General features: G+C 63.6%; 21 protein-coding genes. 9 read left to right on the top strand and 12 right to left on the bottom strand.

Annotated features, from left to right (window positions below; all coding sequences use genetic code 11):
• Positions 1-64: 64 nt before the first annotated feature.
• Positions 65-958 carry a transporter substrate-binding domain-containing protein gene (locus DFO46_RS15585; RefSeq protein WP_120277907.1) on the top strand — a complete coding sequence of 298 codons (894 nt, stop codon included), beginning with the start codon at positions 65-67 and terminating at the stop codon, positions 956-958.
• Between the two features lie 24 nt (positions 959-982).
• On the opposite strand, the gene DFO46_RS15580 is transcribed toward DFO46_RS15585, so the two are convergent.
• The 5 genes from DFO46_RS15580 to DFO46_RS15560 all read right to left on the bottom strand — a co-directional run bounded on the left by DFO46_RS15580 (position 983) and on the right by DFO46_RS15560 (position 4,250).
• A complete protein-coding gene (locus DFO46_RS15580; protein ID WP_110790070.1) occupies positions 983-1,396 on the bottom strand; it encodes a tellurite resistance TerB family protein in 414 nt (137 codons plus the stop codon).
• Between the two features lie 124 nt (positions 1,397-1,520).
• Entirely contained in the window at positions 1,521-2,243 is a 723-nt protein-coding gene (locus DFO46_RS15575) for a hypothetical protein (protein ID WP_120277906.1), read from the bottom strand.
• Between the two features lie 12 nt (positions 2,244-2,255).
• Entirely contained in the window at positions 2,256-2,924 is a 669-nt protein-coding gene (locus tag DFO46_RS15570) for a helix-turn-helix transcriptional regulator (RefSeq protein ID WP_110790068.1), read from the bottom strand.
• A 122-nt stretch (positions 2,925-3,046) separates the two neighbouring features.
• Positions 3,047-3,694 carry a response regulator transcription factor gene (locus tag DFO46_RS15565; protein ID WP_110790067.1) on the bottom strand — a complete coding sequence of 216 codons (648 nt, stop codon included), beginning with the start codon at positions 3,692-3,694 and terminating at the stop codon, positions 3,047-3,049.
• Between the two features lie 121 nt (positions 3,695-3,815).
• Positions 3,816-4,250 carry a hypothetical protein gene (locus DFO46_RS15560; protein ID WP_120278282.1) on the bottom strand — a complete coding sequence of 145 codons (435 nt, stop codon included), beginning with the start codon at positions 4,248-4,250 and terminating at the stop codon, positions 3,816-3,818.
• A 100-nt stretch (positions 4,251-4,350) separates the two neighbouring features.
• On the opposite strand from DFO46_RS15560, the gene DFO46_RS15555 reads away from it, so the two are divergent.
• Both DFO46_RS15555 and DFO46_RS15550 read left to right on the top strand, forming a co-directional pair.
• On the top strand, positions 4,351-4,707 hold the full coding sequence (locus DFO46_RS15555) for a DUF952 domain-containing protein (RefSeq protein ID WP_110790065.1): 357 nt from the start codon (positions 4,351-4,353) through the stop codon (positions 4,705-4,707).
• On the top strand, positions 4,707-5,795 hold the full coding sequence (locus tag DFO46_RS15550; protein WP_120277905.1) for a quinone-dependent dihydroorotate dehydrogenase: 1,089 nt from the start codon (positions 4,707-4,709) through the stop codon (positions 5,793-5,795). Before DFO46_RS15555 ends, DFO46_RS15550 begins: the two co-directional genes overlap by 1 nt.
• Here DFO46_RS15550 and DFO46_RS15545 read toward each other — a convergent pair.
• Genes DFO46_RS15545 through DFO46_RS15535 form a run of 3 tightly spaced genes read right to left on the bottom strand, consistent with a single transcriptional unit; the run spans position 5,771 to position 7,920 of the window.
• Positions 5,771-7,114 (bottom strand): MATE family efflux transporter, encoded by a 1,344-nt coding sequence (locus tag DFO46_RS15545; protein ID WP_120277904.1) that lies wholly within the window; start codon positions 7,112-7,114, stop codon positions 5,771-5,773. The two genes, DFO46_RS15550 and DFO46_RS15545, sit on opposite strands and share 25 nt — an antisense overlap.
• 35 nt (positions 7,115-7,149) lie before the next feature.
• Entirely contained in the window at positions 7,150-7,647 is a 498-nt protein-coding gene (locus tag DFO46_RS15540; RefSeq protein WP_120277903.1) for a CAP domain-containing protein, read from the bottom strand.
• 6 nt (positions 7,648-7,653) lie between these two features.
• Complete coding sequence (locus DFO46_RS15535; protein WP_120277902.1) at positions 7,654-7,920, bottom strand: DUF6460 domain-containing protein; 267 nt, start codon at positions 7,918-7,920, stop codon at positions 7,654-7,656.
• A gap of 156 nt (positions 7,921-8,076) precedes the next feature.
• Between DFO46_RS15535 and DFO46_RS15530 the strand changes: the two genes are divergently transcribed.
• The 5 genes from DFO46_RS15530 (at position 8,077) to pdeM (ending at position 13,660) form a co-directional block, all read left to right on the top strand.
• Positions 8,077-9,015, top strand: coding sequence for a methyltransferase domain-containing protein (locus DFO46_RS15530; protein ID WP_120277901.1), 939 nt, complete (start codon positions 8,077-8,079; stop codon positions 9,013-9,015).
• Positions 9,016-9,133: 118 nt separating this feature from the next.
• Positions 9,134-9,772 (top strand): YitT family protein, encoded by a 639-nt coding sequence (locus tag DFO46_RS15525; protein ID WP_110790059.1) that lies wholly within the window; start codon positions 9,134-9,136, stop codon positions 9,770-9,772.
• A gap of 69 nt (positions 9,773-9,841) precedes the next feature.
• Positions 9,842-10,318: a hypothetical protein gene (locus DFO46_RS15520; protein WP_120277900.1), complete on the top strand. Its 477-nt coding sequence runs from the start codon at positions 9,842-9,844 to the stop codon at positions 10,316-10,318.
• Positions 10,319-10,376: 58 nt separating this feature from the next.
• A complete protein-coding gene (locus DFO46_RS15515) occupies positions 10,377-12,884 on the top strand; it encodes a ligase-associated DNA damage response DEXH box helicase (protein ID WP_120278281.1) in 2,508 nt (835 codons plus the stop codon).
• 89 nt (positions 12,885-12,973) lie between these two features.
• Entirely contained in the window at positions 12,974-13,660 is a 687-nt protein-coding gene (pdeM, locus tag DFO46_RS15510; RefSeq protein WP_245422619.1) for a ligase-associated DNA damage response endonuclease PdeM, read from the top strand.
• A gap of 10 nt (positions 13,661-13,670) precedes the next feature.
• Here the strand turns inward: pdeM and DFO46_RS15505 are convergent, their stop codons facing one another.
• Entirely contained in the window at positions 13,671-14,225 is a 555-nt protein-coding gene (locus tag DFO46_RS15505; RefSeq protein WP_120277898.1) for a dihydrofolate reductase family protein, read from the bottom strand.
• Between the two features lie 89 nt (positions 14,226-14,314).
• Here DFO46_RS15505 and DFO46_RS15500 point away from each other — a divergent pair, with 89 nt between their 5' ends.
• Positions 14,315-14,863, top strand: a complete 549-nt coding sequence (locus DFO46_RS15500; protein ID WP_120277897.1) for a helix-turn-helix domain-containing protein — start codon at positions 14,315-14,317, stop codon at positions 14,861-14,863.
• On the opposite strand, the gene DFO46_RS15495 is transcribed toward DFO46_RS15500, so the two are convergent.
• The 3 genes from DFO46_RS15495 to DFO46_RS15485 all read right to left on the bottom strand — a co-directional run bounded on the left by DFO46_RS15495 (position 14,823) and on the right by DFO46_RS15485 (position 20,610).
• Positions 14,823-15,626 carry a TIGR02186 family protein gene (locus tag DFO46_RS15495; protein WP_120278280.1) on the bottom strand — a complete coding sequence of 268 codons (804 nt, stop codon included), beginning with the start codon at positions 15,624-15,626 and terminating at the stop codon, positions 14,823-14,825. The genes DFO46_RS15500 and DFO46_RS15495 overlap by 41 nt on opposite strands.
• 7 nt (positions 15,627-15,633) lie before the next feature.
• Positions 15,634-16,551: a sulfite exporter TauE/SafE family protein gene (locus DFO46_RS15490; RefSeq protein ID WP_110790053.1), complete on the bottom strand. Its 918-nt coding sequence runs from the start codon at positions 16,549-16,551 to the stop codon at positions 15,634-15,636.
• Positions 16,552-16,755: 204 nt separating this feature from the next.
• Entirely contained in the window at positions 16,756-20,610 is a 3,855-nt protein-coding gene (locus DFO46_RS15485) for a peptidoglycan-binding protein (RefSeq protein ID WP_120277896.1), read from the bottom strand.
• Positions 20,611-20,852: the final 242 nt, after the last annotated feature.

Raw genomic sequence — 20,852 nt, 5'->3', positions numbered from 1 at the left:
CCAACCTGATACACGTCACCGGATCACGACGACGCCCCCACTTGCCCGGTAGAAGATGATAGAGATGCGCGTTAAAGTTACATCCCTAGATTTTGCGGGGTTGTGCCGGCGGATCGCGGCCTTTGCTCTCGTCCTGCCCCTGCTGGCACCGGTTCCGGCTGGAGCCCAGGCGGAGACTGCGGGCCAGCCCGCAGACCTGCCCGTGCTCTTCGATGCGCGCGAACGGCTGGTGCGGCCGGATATCAGCGGCATGCTGCGTCTGCGGTTTCTGACGACGACGGATTTTCCGCCCTTCAACTTCACCGACCAGGCCGACCGCCTCTCCGGTTTCCATGTCGATCTCGCGCGGGCGATCTGCGAGGAACTCTCCATGCAGGCACGCTGCCAGATCCAGGCCTTGCCGTATGAACAGCTGGCAGATGCGCTGGATGCGGGGCAGGGCGAGGCCGTGCTGGCCGGCGTCGCGGTAACGCCGGAACTGCGCAAGCGCTTCCGGTTCACGAGGCCCTACCTGCTGTTGCCGGCCCGTTTTCTCGTCGCGCGCGACAGGAGACTTGCCCGGCCCGACGCCGAGAGCCTGTTCGGACGGCCGGTCGGCGTGGTGGAGAATACGGCCCATGCCGCAATGCTGAAGGCCTTCTTTCCCGATATCCGCGCGGTGCCGTTCAAGGACCGCGACAGCCTGATGCAGGCGCTGAGAGACAAACGCATCGATGCCGTCTTTGCCGACGCGCTGCAGTCGTCCTTCTGGATGCAGAGCCCGGCTGCCGGCAATTGCTGCGCCTTTCTCGGTGGCGCCTATCTTTCGGAAACCCATCTTGGCGAAGGCATGACCGTGATGGTCGCCGGCAAGGATCAAAGCCTGGCCGCAGCGCTGGAAAGTGCGCTGGCCATGCTCTCGAAGAACGGGCGCCTGGAAGAAATCTATCTGCGCTATTTCCCGGCCGGGCTCTACTGAGAGCGCCGGACGCGGATAAGCGGATCAGGACCGACGGTAACGGGCCGATGCACTGCGCTCCAGTGCCGCACAGGTCAGCTTGTCGAGGCCGAAGCGATCGCGCAGCAGCTGCAGCAGGCGAAGTTCCTCCCGCTTGACCGAAAGGTCGACCGCAACGATTTCAACGGCCAGCGCGTAGGCCGTCTCGTGCAGCCATTCCGGCAGCGCGTCGCGGATCGTTTCCAGCGCAATGTCCAGGCCTTCAGGGCCAGCCAGGATCTTCGCACAGCGTTGCGAGACTTCGAGCAGGTCCTCTTTCTCGAAGTCGTCGAAAACCGGCAGGATGTCGATCAACTGGCCGATCCGCACGAGTTCGGTTTCGGCCATGGCATTGTCGACCGCAGAGGCCATCACCATGACGAAGATCAGGGCTTCCTGCGGCGAAACGTGGTTGGTCATGGGTGTCTTGTTCCTGTTGCTCGCGAAAGAGTAGGAAGTGCGGTCCCGCGTTTCAAGCGAAGGACGGTTCTTTCATGGCGATCCGGGTGGGTGGCGAGGTGACGCGGCAATCATACACTCACGTCTAGCGCACGGCATCACCAAAGAGCCCGCGTCTTTCCGCGCGCGCAAGTTCCGTCAGTGGAAAGAGCGAGGATTTCGGCTCGGCTTCGGCCCAGCCCTGCTTGGCGAGCCAGGCGGAGACGTCCTGCAGGCCGATCCAGCAGCGTGTGCGGATTTCGCCCTGCCAGGCGGCGCTGGCCGTCTCGCAGGCAAGAGAGCGGTTGCGGATGAAGAGGCGCTGCTGCGTTCGGGCCATCACCCCGCAGGCCCAGCGGCCATCGCTGGCATCCGGGCAGGTTCGCTCCAGCTCGGTTGCCGAGATGTCGACCAGCCGCACGGTCTGTGTCTGGCCGAAGCCGATGACGCCGGCCTGCAGGCTCGTCGGACGGTGCAGCAGAACCACCTTGGCCTTCGCCCGCTTCGGCGGATCGGCCAGCGGCGCCCGGGCCGCAACCCGCTGGAGGTCGCCGGTGTCGGAATAGGCCGGCGACGCGAATTGCTGTGGCTCTATGGCGCGCACCCGACGCGGGGTCTGGAGCGCTGCAGCCGTGGCGGCAGGGTCCGTAACAGCCTCAGGCGCCGCGCTCACATCCGGCAGGTCGAGTTCGGCAGGGTCCGGCACGTCGAGATCCTGCATGTCGTAATCAACGGGATCTTCGCGGAAACTCTGGCCGGCAGTCACGACGAGAAAGCCCCAGACAAGGAGCCCGATCACGCCCGCGATGAAGGTGACGGTCCGTCGCATAGGTTCGAATTCCTACTGGCTCGCCCAGATGATCCGCGCCACCCATTCCACATCGCTCATCTCGAGGCTGCGCGGCGGGTGTTCCGGATTGAGGGATTGCAACTCGATGGTCTTGGCGCTCTGGCGGGCGAGGATCTTGGCCATGACCTCGCCTTCGCGGGTCTTCACCACGACGCGGTCACCACGCCTGACCTGCGCGCCCGGCTCGACGATCAGGATGTCGCCGTCCCGGTAGAGCGGTTTCATGCTCTCGCCCTGGACTTCGAGCGCGTAGACCCCGTTGTTGCGGCCGGGTGCTGCCGGAAACTCGACGAGATCCCAGCCCTGACCGGCCGGAAAGCCGCCATCGTCGAAAAAGCCGCCTGCGCCCGCTTGCGCCATGCCGAGCAGCGGGATCGAGCTTGCCTGCGGCGGGAAGGACCCCTCCGGCAACTGGTTTCCGCGCAGGCCATCCGGCGACACATAGCGCATGAACTGGTCGAGGCTGGCGCCGGTCGCCTCCAGCACTTTGGAGATGGATTCGGTTGACGGCCAGCGCATGCGGCCATCCGCGCCGACGCGCTTGGACTTGTTGAAGGAGGTGGGATCGAGGCCGGCACGGCGTGCGAGACCGGAAGGCGTCAGCGCGTGCTGCTCCGCCAGCCTGTCAATCGCGGCCCATATGCTGTCATGCGAAAGCATTTTCGCGCCCCACCCGGCGCCGAGAGGATCGGATGATCCCGTCCGGCAGTCGGCAGAACCATAATGGAGCACGCCCGTCGAGTAAAGCGAAAAGGAATAAAATCCTCTAATCCTGTCTCCGCTCAGGCGACCATCGCCATATTGATCTTGCCGAGCTGGATCACCGCCTGGGTGCGGCTGTCCACCTTGAGCTTCAGCAGGATGGCCGAGACATGCGCCTTGATCGTCGCTTCCGAGACGCCGAGTTCATAGGCGATCTGCTTGTTCAGCAGGCCTTCACCCAGCATGCCGAGAACGCGGCTCTGCTGCGGAGTGAGCGTGCGCAATCGGTTGATCAGGTCGGCGACATCTGGGTCTGTTTCCTGGCCACCGGTATAGCTGGCGGGTGTGGCGATATCGCCTTCCAGGACCGACTGGATGCCGGCGCGGATATCCTCGATGCCGGCCGACTTCGAGATGAAGCCGGAGGCCCCGAGTTCGAGCGCCCGGCGAATGGTGACCGGATCGTCGGTGGCGGACACGATGACCAGCGGCAGGCTTGCGAATTCGGCCCTGAGCGACATCAGACCGGAAAAGCCGGAGACACCCGGCATGGCGAGGTCGAGCAACATCAGGTCGGCATCCGGATGGCTGGCCGCTGCCTTGCGCGCGGCTTCGAAATCGCCGGCCTCGATAATGGTCTGGGGTCCGTCGATGCCGGTCACGGCCTGACGCAGAGCGCCACGAAAGAGCGGATGATCGTCGGCGATGATGAAGGTCGATGCAGCCATGTCAAAGCCCCCTCCCAAGAGCGATGTCAAAGTGCGCGTGATCGCGTCTTCATCTTTTAGCGCTTGCAGGCCCACTAGACAATGGTTGTGCACAGATTGCCCCTTTGGACGCGCAGAAGTTTCATGTCCGGTCGGGTGTGGGTTTGGCCTCGTCATCGCGGAATTCCTGCACGAGGTTGAAAAAGGCGCGCATGAAACGCTCCATGATGCCGATGGAGCGGTCGATCTCGGCATCGCTCGGAAGCGGGGCTGCCGCCGCCGGACGCCCGGAAGCCAGCTGCCGTTCCAGGGTCTCAACGCGTTTTTCAAGCCGGGCGAGATCCGCGTCATAGGCCGCGCGCTCGTCGGCGCCCATGCGGCAGGTCAAGGTGCCCTCAGCCTCGGTGCAGAGTGTCACGGCGCCGGTCTGACGGTCGAGCCGGACGAAGCCGCTTTCCGATTTTTCCAGTGTGTAGCGATCGTTCGCGCCGTCTTGCGCGGCGGCGATCCGCGGCAATGCCGGGGCAATGAGGCATGCGAGCGCGATCAGCAGTCCCGCTGGTTTCAAGTCACACATCGTCACCTCCTCTTGATCCGACAGTCCTGTGGCGTGGACATTTGGCGCGGTTTGCGGCAAACCGCAGCCCGACGCCTGATCATCTGCGAGGAGCCGGACCGTGGTGAAGACCATATACAAGATCGTGCCGCAAGAATTATGGCAGGAGGCCCGCAAGCAGGGTGTTTTCCAGGGGGCGCCGATCGACCGCAAGGATGGCTATATCCATTTTTCCACCGCCGCCCAGGCCGTTGAGACCGCGCGGCTGCACTTTTCCGGCGAGACGGATCTCCTGTTGGTGGCAGTGGATGCGGCTGTCTTCGGCGAGGCCTTGAAATGGGAGCCGTCGCGCGGCGGCGATCTCTTCCCGCATCTCTTTGCCGACCTGCCGCTCGATGCCGTGATCTGGGAAAAGCCGCTGCCGCTGGGGCCGGATGGCACCCATGTGTTCCCTGCTGATTTTGATGAGGTGCCCTGATGCTCGATCTGTTTTCGCTCGGCCGACGGGGCCTGTTCCTCTTTGATGCCGAAACCGCGCACGGACTTTCGGTCGCGGCCCTCAAGACGGGCCTCGTGCCCGCCTGCAGAGCCCCCGCCGATCCACGCCTTGCCCAGACCGTGGCAGGTCTCCGGTTTGAAAACCCGCTCGGCATGGCCGCCGGTTACGACAAGAATGCCGAGGTGCCGGATGCGCTGCTCGGGCTCGGCTTCGGTTTTGCCGAAGTGGGAACGCTGACCCCGAAGGCGCAGTCGGGCAATCCGAAGCCGCGCATCTTCCGGCTGGAACGCGACCGCGCGGTGATCAACCGCCTCGGCTTCAACAATGAGGGCCATGAGGCGGCGCTCAACCGCCTGTTGGCCCGTGGTAACCGCCCCGGCGTCGTCGGCGTCAATATCGGTGCCAACAAGGATGCGCCGGACAGGATTGCGGATTATGTCGCCGGCATCCGCCGCTTCTATTCCGTGGCGAGCTATTTCACCGCAAACATCTCCTCGCCCAACACGCCGGGCCTGCGTGACCTGCAGGCGAAGGAAAGCCTGGATGCGCTCCTCTCCGCCGTGCTGGCCGCCCGCAAGGAGGAGGCGATCCGGGCCGGCAAACGCCTGCAGGTCTTCCTGAAGATCGCGCCTGATCTCACAGAGGAAGGTTTGGACGATATCGCGGAAGTGGCGCTCGCCCATGATCTCGACGGCCTGATCGTCTCCAACACCACGCTGTCGCGTGATGGCCTGTCCGACCGCACCCATGCCGACGAGGCGGGGGGCCTGTCCGGCGTGCCGCTCTTCGACAAGTCGACGGCGGTGCTGGCACGCATGCGCAAGCGGGTCGGTGCGACCCTGCCGATCATCGGCGTCGGTGGCGTGTCGTCAGCTGAGACGGCGCTCGAAAAGATCCGCGCCGGTGCAGACCTGGTGCAGCTCTATTCCTGCATGGTCTATGAGGGCCCGGCTTTGCCCGGCCGCATCGTCAAGGGCCTTTCTGCCCTCCTGGACCGCGAGGGTGTGTCAAACATCCGCGACCTGCGCGACACGCGGCTCGATCACTGGTTGTCGGCAAAGGTCTGATCGGTCTTCGCCTTCAGGCGCGACAGAAGCAGCAGGCCGCGCAGCGCCAGGAACATGTTGAGCGCGATCCATAACCCGTGATTGCCAAGGAGCGGCACGAGCACGGCCACGCTTGCGAGATAGCCAAGAAGCGCCAGGATCATCATGTTGCGCATCTCGGACGACCAGGTCGCGCCGATGAAGACGCCATCCATCTGGAAGGCCAGCGCCCCGGTGAGCGCCGTCAGAGCGGCATAGAGCAGATAGGTTTGCGCCACCGCCCGCACATCGCCGGCGGTGGTGATGAAGCCGACAATGGCGTCGCCGAGGGCAAGGAAGAAGCCGAGGCTGGCGATCGCAAGACCGAAGGACCAGAGACCGGTCAGTTGCACCGCCTTGACGAAGGCCGGGCGGTGGCGGGCGCCGACCGCTTCGCCGACGATCTGTTCGGCGGCTGTCGCCATGCCGTCGAGATAGAAGCTTGCGATCATGAAGAAATTCATCAGGACGGCATTGGCGGCGAGCGTCACGGCACCGAAACCGGAACCGATGCGGGTCATCACGGTAAAGGCTGTGATCAGCGAGAAGGTACGGATGAGGATGTCGCGGTTGAGCCGGAAGAGCGCCATGAGTTTGGCACCATCGGTCAGCATCGACATCCGGGGCATGGCCGCCGTACCGTAACGCCAGAAGACGAAGCCGAAACCGGCCAGCATCGCCACCGTTTCCCCGAGCACCGTGCCCCAGGCGACCCCGGCAATGCCATAGCCGAAGGTGAGCCCGAGCAGGATCGACATGGCGATGTTGACGCCGTTGAGCACGATCTGGAGGGCGAGCCCGACCTTGCCAAGTCCCCGCCCGAGCACGAAGCCAAGCAGGGTGAAATTGGCAAGCGTGATCGGGGCGGCGAGGATGCGGATGCCGATATAGGTGGCCGCTGCCATCTGCACGTCCCCGGCAGCCCCCATCAGCGCCGGGCCGCCGGTGATGATGATCGGCGCCACGAGCAGTATCAGCAGGCCGAAGCCGACCGAAAGCACGATCGACCGCCAGAAGACGGCAAAGAGTTCATCTGCTTCACCGCGCCCCTGCGCCTGCGCCACCAGCGCTGTCGTCGAGGCGCGCAGAAAATTGAGGCTGGCAAAGAGCAGGTCGAAGAGGGCTGCTGCGATCGCGAGACCTGCCAGGGCTTCGGCCGATCCCGAGCGTCCGACCACGGCCGTATCGGTCAGCCCGAGCAGCGGCGTCGTGACGAAGCCGAGTGTCATCGGCACCGCGATCGCAAGCACGGTGCGGTGGGAGACCTCGATATCTCGAAAGGGCGTGGACGGACTGGTCATCGCATGCTCCGGCAGGGACCGGAGCGGAGAATCGCTCAGGCCGAGAGTACCATGGCCCAATAGGGGCGGTTACCGGAAGAGGAATCCCAGGCGACGGCGACCCCGAGGCCGTTGAAGTTGCCGAGCATGTTGTCGAGATGGCGCTTCGAATCGATCCAGGCCTGCACGGCGCGCTGCACCGTATCCTGGCCGGCGGCGATGTTCTCGGCGGCCGGCAGGGGTACGCCATGGCCCTTCATGCGCGCCGCAAAACTGTCGTTGAAGCCGATCAGATGGGACATCTTGCCGGCGCGCGCCATGCGTTTCGCCTGCGCGACCGCCGCGATCTCGGCTTGCGCATTGCGGCTGAGGGCGGAGAGACCGCGCGACTGTCGCAGCGTATTGACCATGGTGAGTGCCGCCGTCGTCTCCACGCGCGACTGTCCGTCGGAGGGAGACAAGACATCGGTCGTGCGGCAGCCGGCCATCGCAGCGGCGAAGCCGCCGGCCGACAGGAGAAGAAGCTGCCGGCGCGGCAGGGAGGGCATGGCCATCAGCGATCAGTTCCGGGATGCGAAGAGGCGCAAAATGATGAAGGCCGGGATCACCACAGTTGCGCCGATGAGGAAATACTGGCCCACTCTGCCCAGCGCATCGAAGCCGGTATGCCAGAGATCGATGATGAAGTAACGGACGCCGTTGATGAGGTCCATCGGCTCGAGCCCGAAGACGGCCATGACGAAGCCGACGATCAGCGAGACGACGACCAGCTTGACCAGCGTCCTGCCGGGTGTGTCGCCGAGAAACCGATTGATGCCGTCAGCCATGCCTGTCTCCTGTTGTTGGCCAGAGATATGGGCGACCCGTCCAGTCCATGCAAGCGGATAGGGGCAGGTCCTGCCGATAGGACTTGAGTTTTTTCTGCCGATCGGTCAAGACCGCGCGCCTTGCCCGCGTTGGAAAAGGTCTTGAGGAACGGGCCGATGCACCCCACGCAATTCTCGTCCGGCGACGTGATCGCCGATCGTCGCGCCGATTATGCCCGCATGCTCGCCGACAATGGCGAACATGAGGCCGCCGTCGAACTGATGGAGCAGGCGCTGGAACTGGCGCCCGACTGGCCGGCGGGTCTCGTGCGCCTCGCCGATTATGCCGAGAAGGCGGGTGTTCCGGACAAGGCCGTGGCCGCATTGCGCAAGGTGCTGGAACGCGATGCCGAGGATCTCTTCGGCGCCCGCCTCAAGCTCGCCTTGCTCGGCGCCGAGGAGGTGCCGGACGCGCCGCCGAGCGCCTATGTCGAGGCGCTGTTCGATGATTACGCCGATCGCTTCGACAAGGCGCTGGTCGAGCGGCTCGACTATACCGTGCCAGGCAAGCTCGCCGCGCTGGTCGCCGAGCATCATCCCGAGCGGTTTCACACGACAGTCGATCTCGGCTGTGGCACGGGTCTCTTCGGCGCGGAAATCCGTGAGCGGACCGCCCGTCTCGAAGGCTTCGACCTCTCGGTCAACATGCTGACCAAGGCGGAGGAAAAACAGCTCTATGATCTTCTGGCCAAGGCGGACTTGTCGCTCGATAGCACGGCGTCCGGCCTCTTTGCCGATGACTTGCCCCAGGCGCGCGCCGATCTCGTCTCCGCGGCGGACGTGTTGATGTATTTGGGGGATCTCGGCAACGCCTTTTCGCTAGCCTCGGCGCTTGCCGCACCGGGCGCGCTTTTTGCCTTTTCGGTGGAGGATGCCGGCGAGGGCGACGGGTTCCAGCTCGCGCCCAGTCTGCGTTATGCCCATAGCGAAGCCCATGTTCGTGCGCGCCTCACCGAAAACGACTTCGAACTGATCACCCTGCGCCGCACGACCATTCGCATGGATGGCGGCAAACCGGTCTTGGGCATCCTGTTTCTTGCGTCGAGAAGGCCTTGAAAAGCAGCTTTCTTGCGATTTCTCCGATAGGTCAGCTTTCCTGACCCATCGCTCTTGCGATCCGGTGATTCTCGCGTAGCATTTCGGCTTGGGAGGCCACCTTTTCCGGAGAGATGTGATGGCACAAATGACGAGCATGCTGGGCATCTGGAATTCCAATCCCACCCGCCACACCCCGGCGGAGGATCTGCAGGGCCTTGTGGCTGGCAGCCTGATTGCCGCCCTTGGCCTCTATTTCCTTGCCAAGGTTGGCCTTCTGACGGGCGGCATGGCCGGACTTGCCTTCGTTTTGCACTACTGGAGCGGCTGGAGCTTCGGTCTGCTCTTCTTCCTGCTGAATCTGCCCTTCTACATCCTGTCCTTGCGCCGCGTCGGGCTCGATTTTACCATCAAGACCTTCATCGCCGTCGGTCTGACCTCTTTCCTCGTCGAAATCGAAAGCCGTTTCCTTTTGATCGAAAGTATCGCGCCGCTTTGGGCCGCAGTCCTCGGCGGACTGCTGCTCGGCTTTGGTCTCTTGGCGCTCTATCGCCACCGCGCCAGCCTCGGCGGTCTCGGCATCCTCGCTGTCTACATCCAGGATCGCTTCGGCATCCGCGCCGGCCTGGTGCAGCTCGCCTTCGACCTCTGCGTCATGGCCCTCGCTTTTGCCGTCGTCAGCCCAGGCGTGGTGCTCTATTCGGTCATCGGCGCCGTGGTGCTGAACCTGTTCCTCGCCATCAACCATCGTTCGGACCGCTATATCGCGCTGAGGTAAAGACCCGGATTGCGAAGAGACGGGAATATTCGTATATTTGTCTCGTCTTCAGGTTGCGAAAGGTCGCCCATGGCAGAGGACAGAGAGTTTCAGAATAGCCTCGTCAATCATCTCTCGTCTTTGATTGACGGGATGAAGATGCTCAATCAGAGCGTCGCGAACAACCTTCAGACGACGCATCGTTTCGATGCGGAGTTCATCAAGCTCTCACGTCAAAACATGCAGCTGCGCGACCAGATGATCGAGTTTCATTCTGAAGCGCGCGGGGATATTCGCGACGTCCGCTCCGAGATGGCGGCGTTCAGAAATGAGATGGTGAAGTTCCGAACCGAGGTCAACTCACGCCTGGACGCACTTTTCCAACGGGTCGGAGAACTTGAGGGCATCGTGGAAGGCTGCGTCACACAGCTCCGGGAGCTCGCAATCGAGGCGCGCAGTCAATACAACGAGATCCTGAACGCCTTGCAGGGCAATCTGCAAAACCGTCGCGCGATCGAGGATCTGAACGAACGGCTTGAAGCCCTGGAACGGCGTTTCGGCGTCTGACGATACCGTCGCGCCCTTATCCCCTTCTCTTTCCGCCTGCGTCCACTACCTTGGGGCCGTGAGCACCTCTGATTCCGATCTCTCGCAATTGCCTGCCCCCTTCCTTCGCTGGTTCGGCGAAAAGGGTTGGCGGCCGCGTGCGCACCAGCTGGAACTTCTGTCCCGCGCCAAAGGCGGCGAAAGCCTGCTTCTGATCGCGCCCACCGGCGCCGGCAAGACCTTGGCTGGGTTCCTGCCATCGCTGACCGAACTCACCGAGCGCGGGCCTAAGAAGCCGGGAGAAGCCTTTACCGGCATCCATACGCTCTACATTTCGCCCTTGAAGGCGCTCGCCGTCGACATTGAGCGCAACCTGATGAAGCCGGTCACCGAAATGGGGCTTTCGATCACCATCGAGAACCGCACCGGCGACACCCCAGCCTCCAAGCGTCAGCGCCAGAAGACCAATCCGCCAGATATCCTGCTGACGACCCCGGAGCAGCTGGCGCTGCTCATCTCCCATTCCGATGCCGTCAGGTTCTTCAAGGATCTGCGCTATGTCATCTTCGACGAACTGCATTCGCTGGTCACGTCCAAACGCGGCCACCTTCTGTCACTGGGATTGGCACGCTTGCGTCGCCTGGCACCGGACCTCAAGACCATCGGCCTCTCCGCCACCGTCGCCCAGCCGATCGATCTGCGGCGCTGGCTGGTTGGCCAGCGGACGGACGCAGAGGCCGCCGCCGGCCTTATTACCGTGGACGGTGGGGCGCGACCGAACATCACCATCCTGGAAACCGAAGAGCGCATTCCCTGGTCGGGCCATTCCGCGCGTTATGCCATCCCTGACGTCTACAAGGTGCTGAAGGACTTCCAGACGACGCTGCTTTTCGTCAACACCCGTTCCCAGGCTGAAATGCTCTTCCAGGAACTCTGGACCGTGAACGACGACAACCTGCCGATCGCGCTCCATCACGGCTCGCTCGATGTCTCGCAGCGCCGCAAGGTCGAGGCGGCCATGGCCGAAAACCGGCTGCGCGCCGTGGTTGCGACGTCGACGCTGGATCTCGGCATCGACTGGGGCGATGTCGATCTGGTCGTCCATGTCGGTGCGCCGAAGGGCGCCTCGCGGTTGGCCCAGCGTATCGGCCGCGCCAACCACCGGATGGATGAGCCGTCGCGCGCCATTCTGGTGCCGGCCAACCGCTTCGAGGTCATGGAGTGTCAGGCGGCGCTTGATGCCAACTATCTTGGTGCCCAGGACACGCCGCCGGTGGGGGAGGGCTCGCTCGATGTGCTCGCCCAGCATGTGCTCGGCATGGCCTGCGCGGCCCCCTTCGATGAGGAGGATCTCTACGGCGAAGTGGTGAGTGCACTGCCCTATGCCGCACTTCCGCGCGAAACCTTTGCCCGCATCGTCGATTTTGTCGCGACCGGCGGTTATGCCCTTCGGACTTATGAGCGTTATGCCCGTATCCGCAAGACCAAGGAGGGCCTCTGGCGTGTGTCGAACCCGCAGGTCGCCCAGCAGTATCGCCTGAACCTCGGCACCATCGTCGAGATGCCGATGCTGAATGTCCGGCTGGTGAAGCGCAACCATCTGGGCTCGATCGGCCGGGGCGGCATGACGCTGGGCAAGGTCGAGGAATATTTCTTCGAGCAACTGACCCAGGGCGACACATTCCTTTTCGCCGGCAAGGTGCTTCGCTTTGAAGGCATCCGCGACAATGAATGCCTGGTGTCCAACGCCTTCTCCCAGGATCCAAAAATCCCCGCCTATGCCGGCGGCAAGTTCCCGCTCTCGACCTATCTCGCCGACCAGGTCCGCGCCATGCTCGATGATTCCGCCCGCCGCACCAGCCTGCCCGATCAGGTACGCGACTGGCTGTCACTGCAGGCGGAAAAATCGGTGCTGCCGAAGCGCGGCGACCTGTTGATCGAGACCTTTCCGCGCGGCGAGCGTTTCTACATGGTCGTCTATGCCTTCGAAGGCAGGCTCGCCCACCAGACGCTGGGCATGTTGCTGACTCGCCGCCTGGAGAGGATGGGCGCAAAGCCCCTCGGCTTTGTCGCCACGGACTATGCACTCGCCGTCTGGGGCCTGGAGGATATGGGGTCGCGGATCGCAAGGGGCGCGCTCAGCCTGTCCGACCTCTTCGATCAGGACATGTTGGGCGACGACCTCGAAGCCTGGCTCGACGAGAGCTGGATGCTGAAACGCACCTTCCGCACCTGCGCCGTCATCGCCGGCCTGATCGAAAAACGTCATCCGGGCAAGGAAAAGTCCGGCCGCCAGGTGACGGTCTCGGCCGATCTGATCTATGACGTGCTGCGCAGCCACGAGCCTGACCACATCCTGATGCAGGCGACGCGACAGGATGCCGCCGCAGGACTTTTGGACATCGCCCGACTTGCCGATATGCTGGAGCGAATCAAGGGCCATATCCTGCACAAGAGGCTGGACCATATCTCGCCGCTCGCCGTGCCGGTGATGCTGGAAATCGGCAAGGAGCCGGTGGCCGGCGATGCCCAGGAGCATGTGCTCTCCATGGCGGCCGACGACCTGATCGCCGAGGCCATGGCCTGACGCCGGAAGCGACCGGCATGACGAAACGCCGGGAACGGCAGGACCGACGTATGACGAGCTTGACCGCACGGCGCCTGGCGCCGCCTGACATGGCCGAAATGGCAACCGAGATCGCACTCTGCGGCGTTGCAGCGGTCTGCGATCTGACCGGCGCGCTTTATCTGCCGGACTTGGACACGCTTGTCGTCTCGGACCTGCACCTCGAGAAAGGCGCCGCCTTTGCCCGCCGCGGCCAGCTTCTGCCGCCTTACGACACGCAGGCAACACTGAGGCTCCTCGACGCTGTCGTGACGCGTTACCATCCGAAGACGGTGATCAGTCTGGGGGACAATTTCCATGATCGGGTCGGTTCGGCTCTGATGCCCTTGCCCTTCCGCGAGATGATTCTGGCGATCGCCCGCGGCCGCGATCTCATCTGGATCAACGGCAACCACGATCCTGACGGAACGACGGGCCTGCCCGGTATCTGCGCCGATGAGATTGCGCTTTCCGGCCTCACCTTCCGGCACGAACCGTCACTGGCCCATGGCAAGGGCGAAGTTGCCGGACATCTGCATCCCTCGGCCACCGTGCGTCGGCGCGAAAAATCCGTGCGCCGCCCGTGTTTTGCGACCGATGGCAATCGCCTGATCATGCCGTCCTTCGGCGTGACGACAGGCGGCCTCGATCTGCGCCACAAGGCCTTTACCGGCCTGTTCGCCCGCACCGACCTGATCGCCCACCTGCTCGGCCGCGACCGGATCTACTCCGTACGTTTCGGCAATCTGCTCGGCTGAAACAGCGGGTTCAGCCTGCACCGACGGAATAACGCAGGATCACCGCGCCGGTGTCGACGGGGTTTGCCGCGATCAGCGCCAGCCGCCGTTCCTGACCGGGCTTGAGCAGGGGCGTCCCCTTGCCGAGCAGGACGGGCACCACGCAGACCCGCAATTCGTCGACCAGCCCCGCCTCCAGGAGATCGTGTTGCAGCGCGGCACTTCCGAACACGAAGATGGTCTTGCCTGGCTCGGCCTTCATCTGCCTCAGGTCCGTCACGGCATCCTTGATGATGCGCGTGTTGTTCCACGATGCGTCGCTCAAGGTCCGTGTGGCGACGCCCTTGGGCTTGGCATTCATATAGGCCTTGATCTCAAGCTCGTCCGTCGCGTCCGGCCAGTGAGCTGCCATGCCCTCATAGGTCTTGTGGCCGAAGACGATGAAGTCAGTCTCCTCGCCGAGAGACAGGGCATAATTCCGCAGATCCGCGCCCCAGGCGAGAAGATGAAATGCCAGGTCCCAAGGGGTGTCGCCCTCGAAATACCCGTCCAGCGACATCAGGTTCCAGCCCACCAGTTTCCGCATGATTTTCCCCTCGCTCCGGTTGCGTATTGCAACTGGTTGATTGCTACCCCAACTGGTGGCATTACGCAATCGGTTTCGGAGGCCACTCAATGACGATGCAGCGCTCGGGCTGTCCCATCACTCTCACCCTGGAGGTGATCGGCGATCGTTGGAGCTTGATCGTCATCCGGGACGTGATGTTCGGCAATCGCAGGCATTTCCGCGAATTGTTGCAGCAGTCGGAGGAAGGCATTGCTTCCAACATCCTCGCCGATCGTCTGAAGCGTCTGGTCGCTTGTGATCTTCTGTCACGCAGGGACGATCCGACGCACAAGCAGAAGGGCGTCTATTCGCTGACGGAAGCGTCGATCCAGCTGGTTCCCCTGTTGGCGATGATGGGCGCATGGGGGCGGCGCCACCGGCCTGTCAGCGAGGATCTGTCCATCCGCGCGGAACTGCTGGAAAAGGGTGGCCCGCCGCTCTGGGAAGACTTCATGGCCGAGCTTCGGGTCATCCATCTCGGGGCCGCGCGAGAGCCGAATGCCCGAGATGTTCTTGCCGACCTGACGGCCGCCTATCTGGCTGTGAAGGCGCGCATGGCGGAGGACGCCGCGATCCTCAATCCTTCCGGAACACCAAGCTCGCCAGCCAACCCGTGATCAGCGCTGTCAGAACGGCGAACAGGCCGTAGAGGAGTGGCTGTTCATGGGCGGCTTCCGTGATCGCCTCTTCGAGACCGGTCTTGATCACGCGCAGCGGCAATTCCTTCTCCGCAATGAATTCGCCAGATTTGAACAGATAGGCATGCACCATGTGCACACCGTCCGGAATGTTCGCGGGCAGGCGCAGCGTTGCCTTGAACAGGCTCGACGAGACGAAGCGCACGCCATTCGTGTCGCGCTGGTAAAGACCCTGGCTCTGTTTCAGTCGCCGGAATGCGTCGCGGAATTCCGCGAGATTGGCGGCGGTGGTGATGTAGCCGGTCGGCGTCAATGCCAGATGATCGATGCCGATGTTGCGCGAAGTCAGCTCGCGTGCCGCAGAAATTTGCTCGACTGGCCGCGTGCTGGCCAGTGAATACGAGATCGGCATCTGCTCGAAGGTCATCGAACTGCGGTTGACCCAGATCCCGAACAGTCGCTCCTTGCGCCGCACCGTCGTCCAGTCGCTGGGGCCTTCGAGGGTCACCACCACGTCGTATTGGCCGATGGCGAGCAACAACTGGTCGGTATTGGCAAGAGCCCCGAAAATGGTGAGATCGGCGCCGGAGAAATCCGACGTGATCGCGATTTCACTGGTCGAGGTGCCGATGTCGAGGCTTTCCTTGCCGGTGAAATCGAGCGCCAGCGGGTCTTGCGCTGAGGCCGGAAGGGCGAAGAGCAGCGACAGCAGAAACGCGGAAGCAAGGATGGGGAGGCGCATCATCTGCTCAGCCCCCGATCGCAATCGAGTAGATGTCTTCCGGCGGCACGACGAGTTCGATCGCAAGACGCACGCCGACTGCGAGAACCAGCAGGCCGAGCAGCGCCCGCAGCTGTTCGCCACGCAGTTTTTGCCCGACACGCACGCCGTATTGCGCCCCGATCACGCCCGCCACCATCAGGATGAAGGCAAGCACGATGTCGACCGAATAGTTCGTCGCCGCCTGCACGATGGTCGTATAGGCCGTGGTGAAGATGATCTGGAACAGCGACGTCCCGACGACGACGTTGGTCGGGATGCGCAGGAGGTAGATCATCGCCGGCACCATGATGAAGCCGCCGCCGACACCCATGATCGAGGTGAGGATGCCGATCGCAAAACCCAGCGCCAGGATCGGAATGACACTCAGATAGATCTTCGACTTCTTGAACCGCATCTTGAAGGGCAGACGGTGCACCCAGTTGTGCTGGCCGGGTCGCTTCAGCGGTGCCGTCTCGTTGCGCGCCGCGCGGCGCAATGCCCGCAGGCTTTCCGCCAGCATCAGCCCGCCGACCGTGCCGAGAAAGACGACATAGAGCAGCGAGATGATCAGATCCAGCTGGCCAAGGCGTCTGAGCCAGGAGAAGATTCCCACACCGATACTCGCCCCTGCAAGACCGCCGATCAGCAGCACGGTCCCGAGCTTCATGTCGAGCGAACCGCGACGGAAATGGGTGATGGCCCCAGACACCGACGAAGCGACGACCTGATTTGCACCGGTGGCGACCGCGACGACGGGCGGGATGTTGTAGAAGATCAGGAGCGGCGTGATCAGGAAGCCGCCGCCGACGCCGAACATGCCCGAGAGGAAGCCGACAGCCGCGCCCATGCCGAGGATGATGAAGATATTGACCGACAACTCGGCGATCGGCAGATAGATCGTCACCTTCGGACCTCAAATGCGATTATCCGCGCTTTCGGCGCGGATCTCGTTCGGACCTGAGCGGCCCCGTTTTTGGATCAGTTCGAAGGGATCAAGTCCTTGATCGCACTTGATCCCTCGGCATTTCCTTCTTGCGCCCGCATATCCCGCGAGTCAATTCAGCATCCCTGCATAGGCAAGGATTTTACGTCTTTTGTGACGGCGCGATCACTTGTTGCGGGCCAGCAATTCCTTGACCAGCTTGTCGCTGACCTGGCCTGTCGGCTCCGCGCCGATCGAGCTCTGGAAGGCCTTGATTGCCGTCACGGTCTTGGCACCCATCACGCCATCAGGATTGCCGGCGTCGAAACCGTTCTTGTTCAGGATCGCCTGGATGTTGCGGATCGCCTTCTTCATATCGATGCTGGCGGTCTTCAGGCCCTTGCCGGCCCATTCATCCGGGATATTCGCGGAATTCGCATCCGGGTCGAGGGGCGTCGCCTTCCACAGATCGACCTCGGCGCGGGCACGCTCCAGCTGGTCCGGCTTCATGGCATTGGCCACTTCGTCTCGCTTCTGGGCGGCGTCCTTGTCGCCTCCCTTTGCCGCGATTGCGAACCATTTGTAGGACTGGACGAGGTCCGGCGCCGCGCCATTGCCGCGCGCATAAAGGATCGCAAGGTTGAACTGGCTGTCGGAAACGCCGCGCTCGGCAGCCTTGCCGAACCATTCGACCGCCTTGGCATAGTCCTGCGCGCCATCCTTGCCGGAGGCGTAGATGACCGCGAGATTGTGCATAGCGCTGGCATTGCCGGCGGCTGCCGCCAGTTCGTAATAGCGCTTGGCTTCCTTGATGTCAGGCGCGAGGCCGGTTCCTTTCTCCAGGAAGTTGGCCAGGCGATATTGTGCCAGCGCAAAGCCCTTGTCAGCCGAGAGTTTGTACCATTTGGCGGCCTCGGCAAAATTGCTGGCGACGCCGCGTCCCTCCGTATAGCGGGCGCCGATTTCAAACAGCGCCTGCGGATCGCCATTCTTGGCCGCGATCGAAAGGGACGGCGGGGTGATCTCGGCCGGCACGACAATTTCCGCTGCCGGCGCGGCAGCGGCGACGGAGACGGAGACGGCGTCCGGTTGCGGAAGTGCCGAGGGTGCGGTCGATGCCATTGCCGGCGCGGACGCATTGTCCAGTGTCTGGGCAGGCGCGGTCGCGGCGGGAGCCATCAACGCGTTGACCGGTGGGTTGGTCGGCGCGGCAGCGGTGATCGTGACCGGGGCGGTGGACGGCGAAGCGACGGCGGTGCCAGACGGCTCTGTTGCCTCGGCTGGCGGTTCCGTGGCTTCAGCGGCCGTGGCCTCGCGGGCATTCGGTTCGGTCGCATCGGCTGCCGGTGCCATCTCGCTGGCATTGTCGGATGCGGTCGGCTCGGCAGGCGGCGTCACCAGGGCATTTTCGTCCGGCGCGACGTCTTCGACAGTGGCGGGTGCATCGCTTCTGGTCAGCGTGTTGACCAGCGGCATCGCCATGGCCGCCAGCAGGATCGCGCCGACGGCCATCAGGATCGGCCGGCGATAGCGGGCAAACAGCGATGACTGACCGTGTTCGGTCGCTGCTTTGACCTTGCCGTTGGCCTGGCCGGCGGATTTTGCAGACGCCTTGGCCGAGGGGCTGGCCTTCTGCGTCTTGTTCATTTCCATCGCGGCGGCCTGGGCGGCACGGCGTGCGGCGGCAATGTAGTCGGTACGGTCGCCGCTTTCCGGCTCGGAACCGGAGGATTTCGAAGCCTGTTGGCTGGCGCGTACGCGCTCCAGGATCTTGCGCACATCGGGTGCGCCCGAACCGGGTTCCAGCAGTTCGTTCGCCTCGTCGGGTGGCAGCACGTCGGCGGCATCGAGCGAGGGCGCCGGATCGACGACCTGGCGGGTTTCTGCCTTCGCAACCGGAGCCGCCTTTGCCTTCTTCCCCGGCATCAGCTTCTTGCCGAGCCCGGCCAGCAGGCTTGGCTTGGAAGCCTTTTTCTCGCGCGCGGCATCGATGACGGGCATTGCCGTCATCGTCTGAGCGAAATCGTCGGCAGCGGCCAGTAGCTCCTGGTCGATCGGATGGGCAGGAGCAGCGGCAGGCTCCGGCATTTCCGGCGGCTTGACGCTGGCAGCCGGGGCCTGTGCATCGGTGCGGCGTGCCGGCTGCGCGGTTGCAATCGGTGCCTGGGCGAACATGACAGCCGAATCCTGCCGCTGCGAGGATTCGTGCAATTCGTCGAGGCGTCCGGCGATCTGTACCAGCGTGTCGTGCAGCGCTTCGAAGGTACGGTGAGTCCGCTCCTCGGAATTGCGGGAATAGTCCTCAAGCTGCTTCAGGTGATCCGAGAGCGCCGTCAGTGCCGAGAGATCGGCGGGCTGTGCCGCGCCGTTCAGAATGTTGCGCTGGGTGAAATTCGCCATCACCGTTTCGGCGGCCTGGCGCGCGGCCTCGATGATGTATTCGTCGCTGGTCGCGACGTAGTCTTCCAGCGCGGAGATCCGGCCAGCCACTTCCGGATCGGCCGAAGGCTGGCTGATCAAAGCGGAAAGATGTGCGATCTGTTCTTCAAGGCCGCGCAGGCTGGCGCTTTCGCTACCCGGCACCGTGGCGCTGGTTTCCTCCAGCCGGTCGACGACGGCATTCAGCCGGTCCTCAAGATTGCGCAGGGCGCTGTCATCGATGACGGCAGACGCATGCGGCGCATCGAGATCTTCGATCCGGCGTGCAAGGATCTCCAGCCGATCTGCCAGACGGTCATTCCCGGCGCCGCTGTCCAGCGCATCGATCTTGCGCGAGATGTCGGCGAGGTAGCCGGTCAATTCCGGCGCCGCAGCCGGTGCCTGGCCGCGTTCCAGCATGTAGGACAGCTGGTCCAGCCGTTCCTCCAGACGCACGGCGCCTTGTTCGGCCGAGAGCTGTTCGATCCGCATCGTCAGGATTTCCAGCCGCTCGGCCAGTTCCTGCGAGGAATCCGCCTCGGGCATGCGTCGCTCAGAGAGGGATTCAATCTGGCGGGCAAGCCCGACCAGTCGCTCTTCGAGCCGGTGGAATGTGGCCGGGTCGTTGGCCGTGCCGCTCGTGCGGCTATTGGCGGCGATCGCGCGGGTGATCTCGTCGAGGCGCAGATCGAGGCCGGCGAACTGTTCCATCACCATGCGTTCGTTCGGGTCGATATGTGCGCCGATGTGTTCCAGCGCGCTGGCCACGGTCATCAGCTTGTCTTCGAGCGCCCGGATGGTTCGGCTGTCACCCATGGTGCCGATCTGGGTCTTGATCTCATCGAGGCGGTCGGCCAGCCGGATGATCTCGTGGCGCATGGCGCCGGTGTCTTCGTCGAAGCGCACTTCGACATCGCTCCAGCGCTGCTCCATGCGCTGAACGCTCTCCTCACGGGCAAGCCCGTCCATCAGGGAGCGCAACGCGTTGAAGTCCTGCTTCAGCCCATCCGTGCCCGGCATCCGGGAGGTGTCGAGCTGCTGGATGCTGTCCGCCAGCCGTGCGATGTCGGCACGCATGTCGTCCTGCGGCCGGTGTTCTTCGGCAATCGCCCGGATGGCGCGCATCTCGTTGCGCAAACCTGCGATCTCGCGTGTGAGGGTTTCTGTCACGTCCTGGCGCAATTCCTTGCGAAGGGTCGCGATGGCATCGTTGACATCGTGAAGGGGCGCCGGGCTGGGCGCGATCGGGGCGGTGGCACGACCATCGCTGCGGGTGCTGAACCCGGGGCGCGGCTCAGAGAGCGGCGGCGTGCGCACGGCCATGCGGGGCGGCTGTTCGTCGCCGCGATTGTACAGGCTGCCGCGATCGGCGCTGAGCGCACGGCTTTCCTCCAGCGCCTTCTGACGCTGGCGGATTTCGGCGAGCGGATCGACGCGGCGCGCGGGTTCCTCCACGCGAGTGCGAGGCAGCGGGCGGGGCTGAGCTTCCGGGACTGCGGCCCGGGCGCCCGACTGGTTCATCAGGCCCTCGATCCGTGCCTCGAGCCCTTCGATGGTACGGCTCAACGCATCCAGCGAGGATGGGCTGCCGGGGCGCGGAGAGGAGGATCGAGATCCGTTCATGGTTCTGCTCGCTTCATGATGCGGGGAGGGATGCGCCCCCCGATGCGTCCGGTGCCGCTGAATTCGTCCTCCGTCTCCCGCCGGAGCGCCCGGCTTTGCCGGGCTTGGTGGGAATCGCGGCCGGATCATCGGCTTTCAAACGCAACCTTTCATGAAACATGGTAAACAAGCCGTTAAGTCATGCTTAAAAATTGGAAAACGGTGCGTTGGGTTCCGTTCGATATGCCCGGCGCAAGCCGGTT

The sequence above is a fragment of the Rhizobium sp. AG855 genome (assembly GCF_003610655.1).
GTDB classification, from domain to species: Bacteria; Pseudomonadota; Alphaproteobacteria; order Rhizobiales; family Rhizobiaceae; genus Allorhizobium; species Allorhizobium wuzhouense.
Note: the sequence above shows the minus strand (reverse complement) of the source record. Positions and strands in the feature narration are given on the sequence as shown.

Bases quoted from the DNA above. Each gene is read 5' to 3' on its own strand.
- DFO46_RS15540 (WP_120277903.1), bottom strand. From the start codon at position 7,647: ATGGCCATGCCCTCCCTGCCGCGCCGGCAGCTTCTTCTCCTGTCGGCC.
- DFO46_RS15525 (WP_110790059.1), top strand. From the start codon at position 9,134: ATGGCACAAATGACGAGCATGCTGGGCATCTGGAATTCCAATCCCACC.
- DFO46_RS15575 (WP_120277906.1), bottom strand. From the start codon at position 2,243: ATGCGACGGACCGTCACCTTCATCGCGGGCGTGATCGGGCTCCTTGTC.
- DFO46_RS15500 (WP_120277897.1), top strand. From the start codon at position 14,315: ATGACGATGCAGCGCTCGGGCTGTCCCATCACTCTCACCCTGGAGGTG.
- DFO46_RS15550 (WP_120277905.1), top strand. From the start codon at position 4,707: ATGCTCGATCTGTTTTCGCTCGGCCGACGGGGCCTGTTCCTCTTTGAT.
- DFO46_RS15545 (WP_120277904.1), bottom strand. From the start codon at position 7,114: ATGACCAGTCCGTCCACGCCCTTTCGAGATATCGAGGTCTCCCACCGC.
- DFO46_RS15505 (WP_120277898.1), bottom strand. From the start codon at position 14,225: ATGCGGAAACTGGTGGGCTGGAACCTGATGTCGCTGGACGGGTATTTC.
- DFO46_RS15495 (WP_120278280.1), bottom strand. From the start codon at position 15,626: ATGCGCCTCCCCATCCTTGCTTCCGCGTTTCTGCTGTCGCTGCTCTTC.
- DFO46_RS15580 (WP_110790070.1), bottom strand. From the start codon at position 1,396: ATGACCAACCACGTTTCGCCGCAGGAAGCCCTGATCTTCGTCATGGTG.
- DFO46_RS15485 (WP_120277896.1), bottom strand. From the start codon at position 20,610: ATGAACGGATCTCGATCCTCCTCTCCGCGCCCCGGCAGCCCATCCTCG.
- DFO46_RS15565 (WP_110790067.1), bottom strand. From the start codon at position 3,694: ATGGCTGCATCGACCTTCATCATCGCCGACGATCATCCGCTCTTTCGT.
- DFO46_RS15560 (WP_120278282.1), bottom strand. From the start codon at position 4,250: ATGTGTGACTTGAAACCAGCGGGACTGCTGATCGCGCTCGCATGCCTC.
- pdeM (WP_245422619.1), top strand. From the start codon at position 12,974: ATGGCCGAAATGGCAACCGAGATCGCACTCTGCGGCGTTGCAGCGGTC.
- DFO46_RS15530 (WP_120277901.1), top strand. From the start codon at position 8,077: ATGCACCCCACGCAATTCTCGTCCGGCGACGTGATCGCCGATCGTCGC.
- DFO46_RS15570 (WP_110790068.1), bottom strand. From the start codon at position 2,924: ATGCTTTCGCATGACAGCATATGGGCCGCGATTGACAGGCTGGCGGAG.
- DFO46_RS15535 (WP_120277902.1), bottom strand. From the start codon at position 7,920: ATGGCTGACGGCATCAATCGGTTTCTCGGCGACACACCCGGCAGGACG.
- DFO46_RS15520 (WP_120277900.1), top strand. From the start codon at position 9,842: ATGGCAGAGGACAGAGAGTTTCAGAATAGCCTCGTCAATCATCTCTCG.
- DFO46_RS15585 (WP_120277907.1), top strand. From the start codon at position 65: ATGCGCGTTAAAGTTACATCCCTAGATTTTGCGGGGTTGTGCCGGCGG.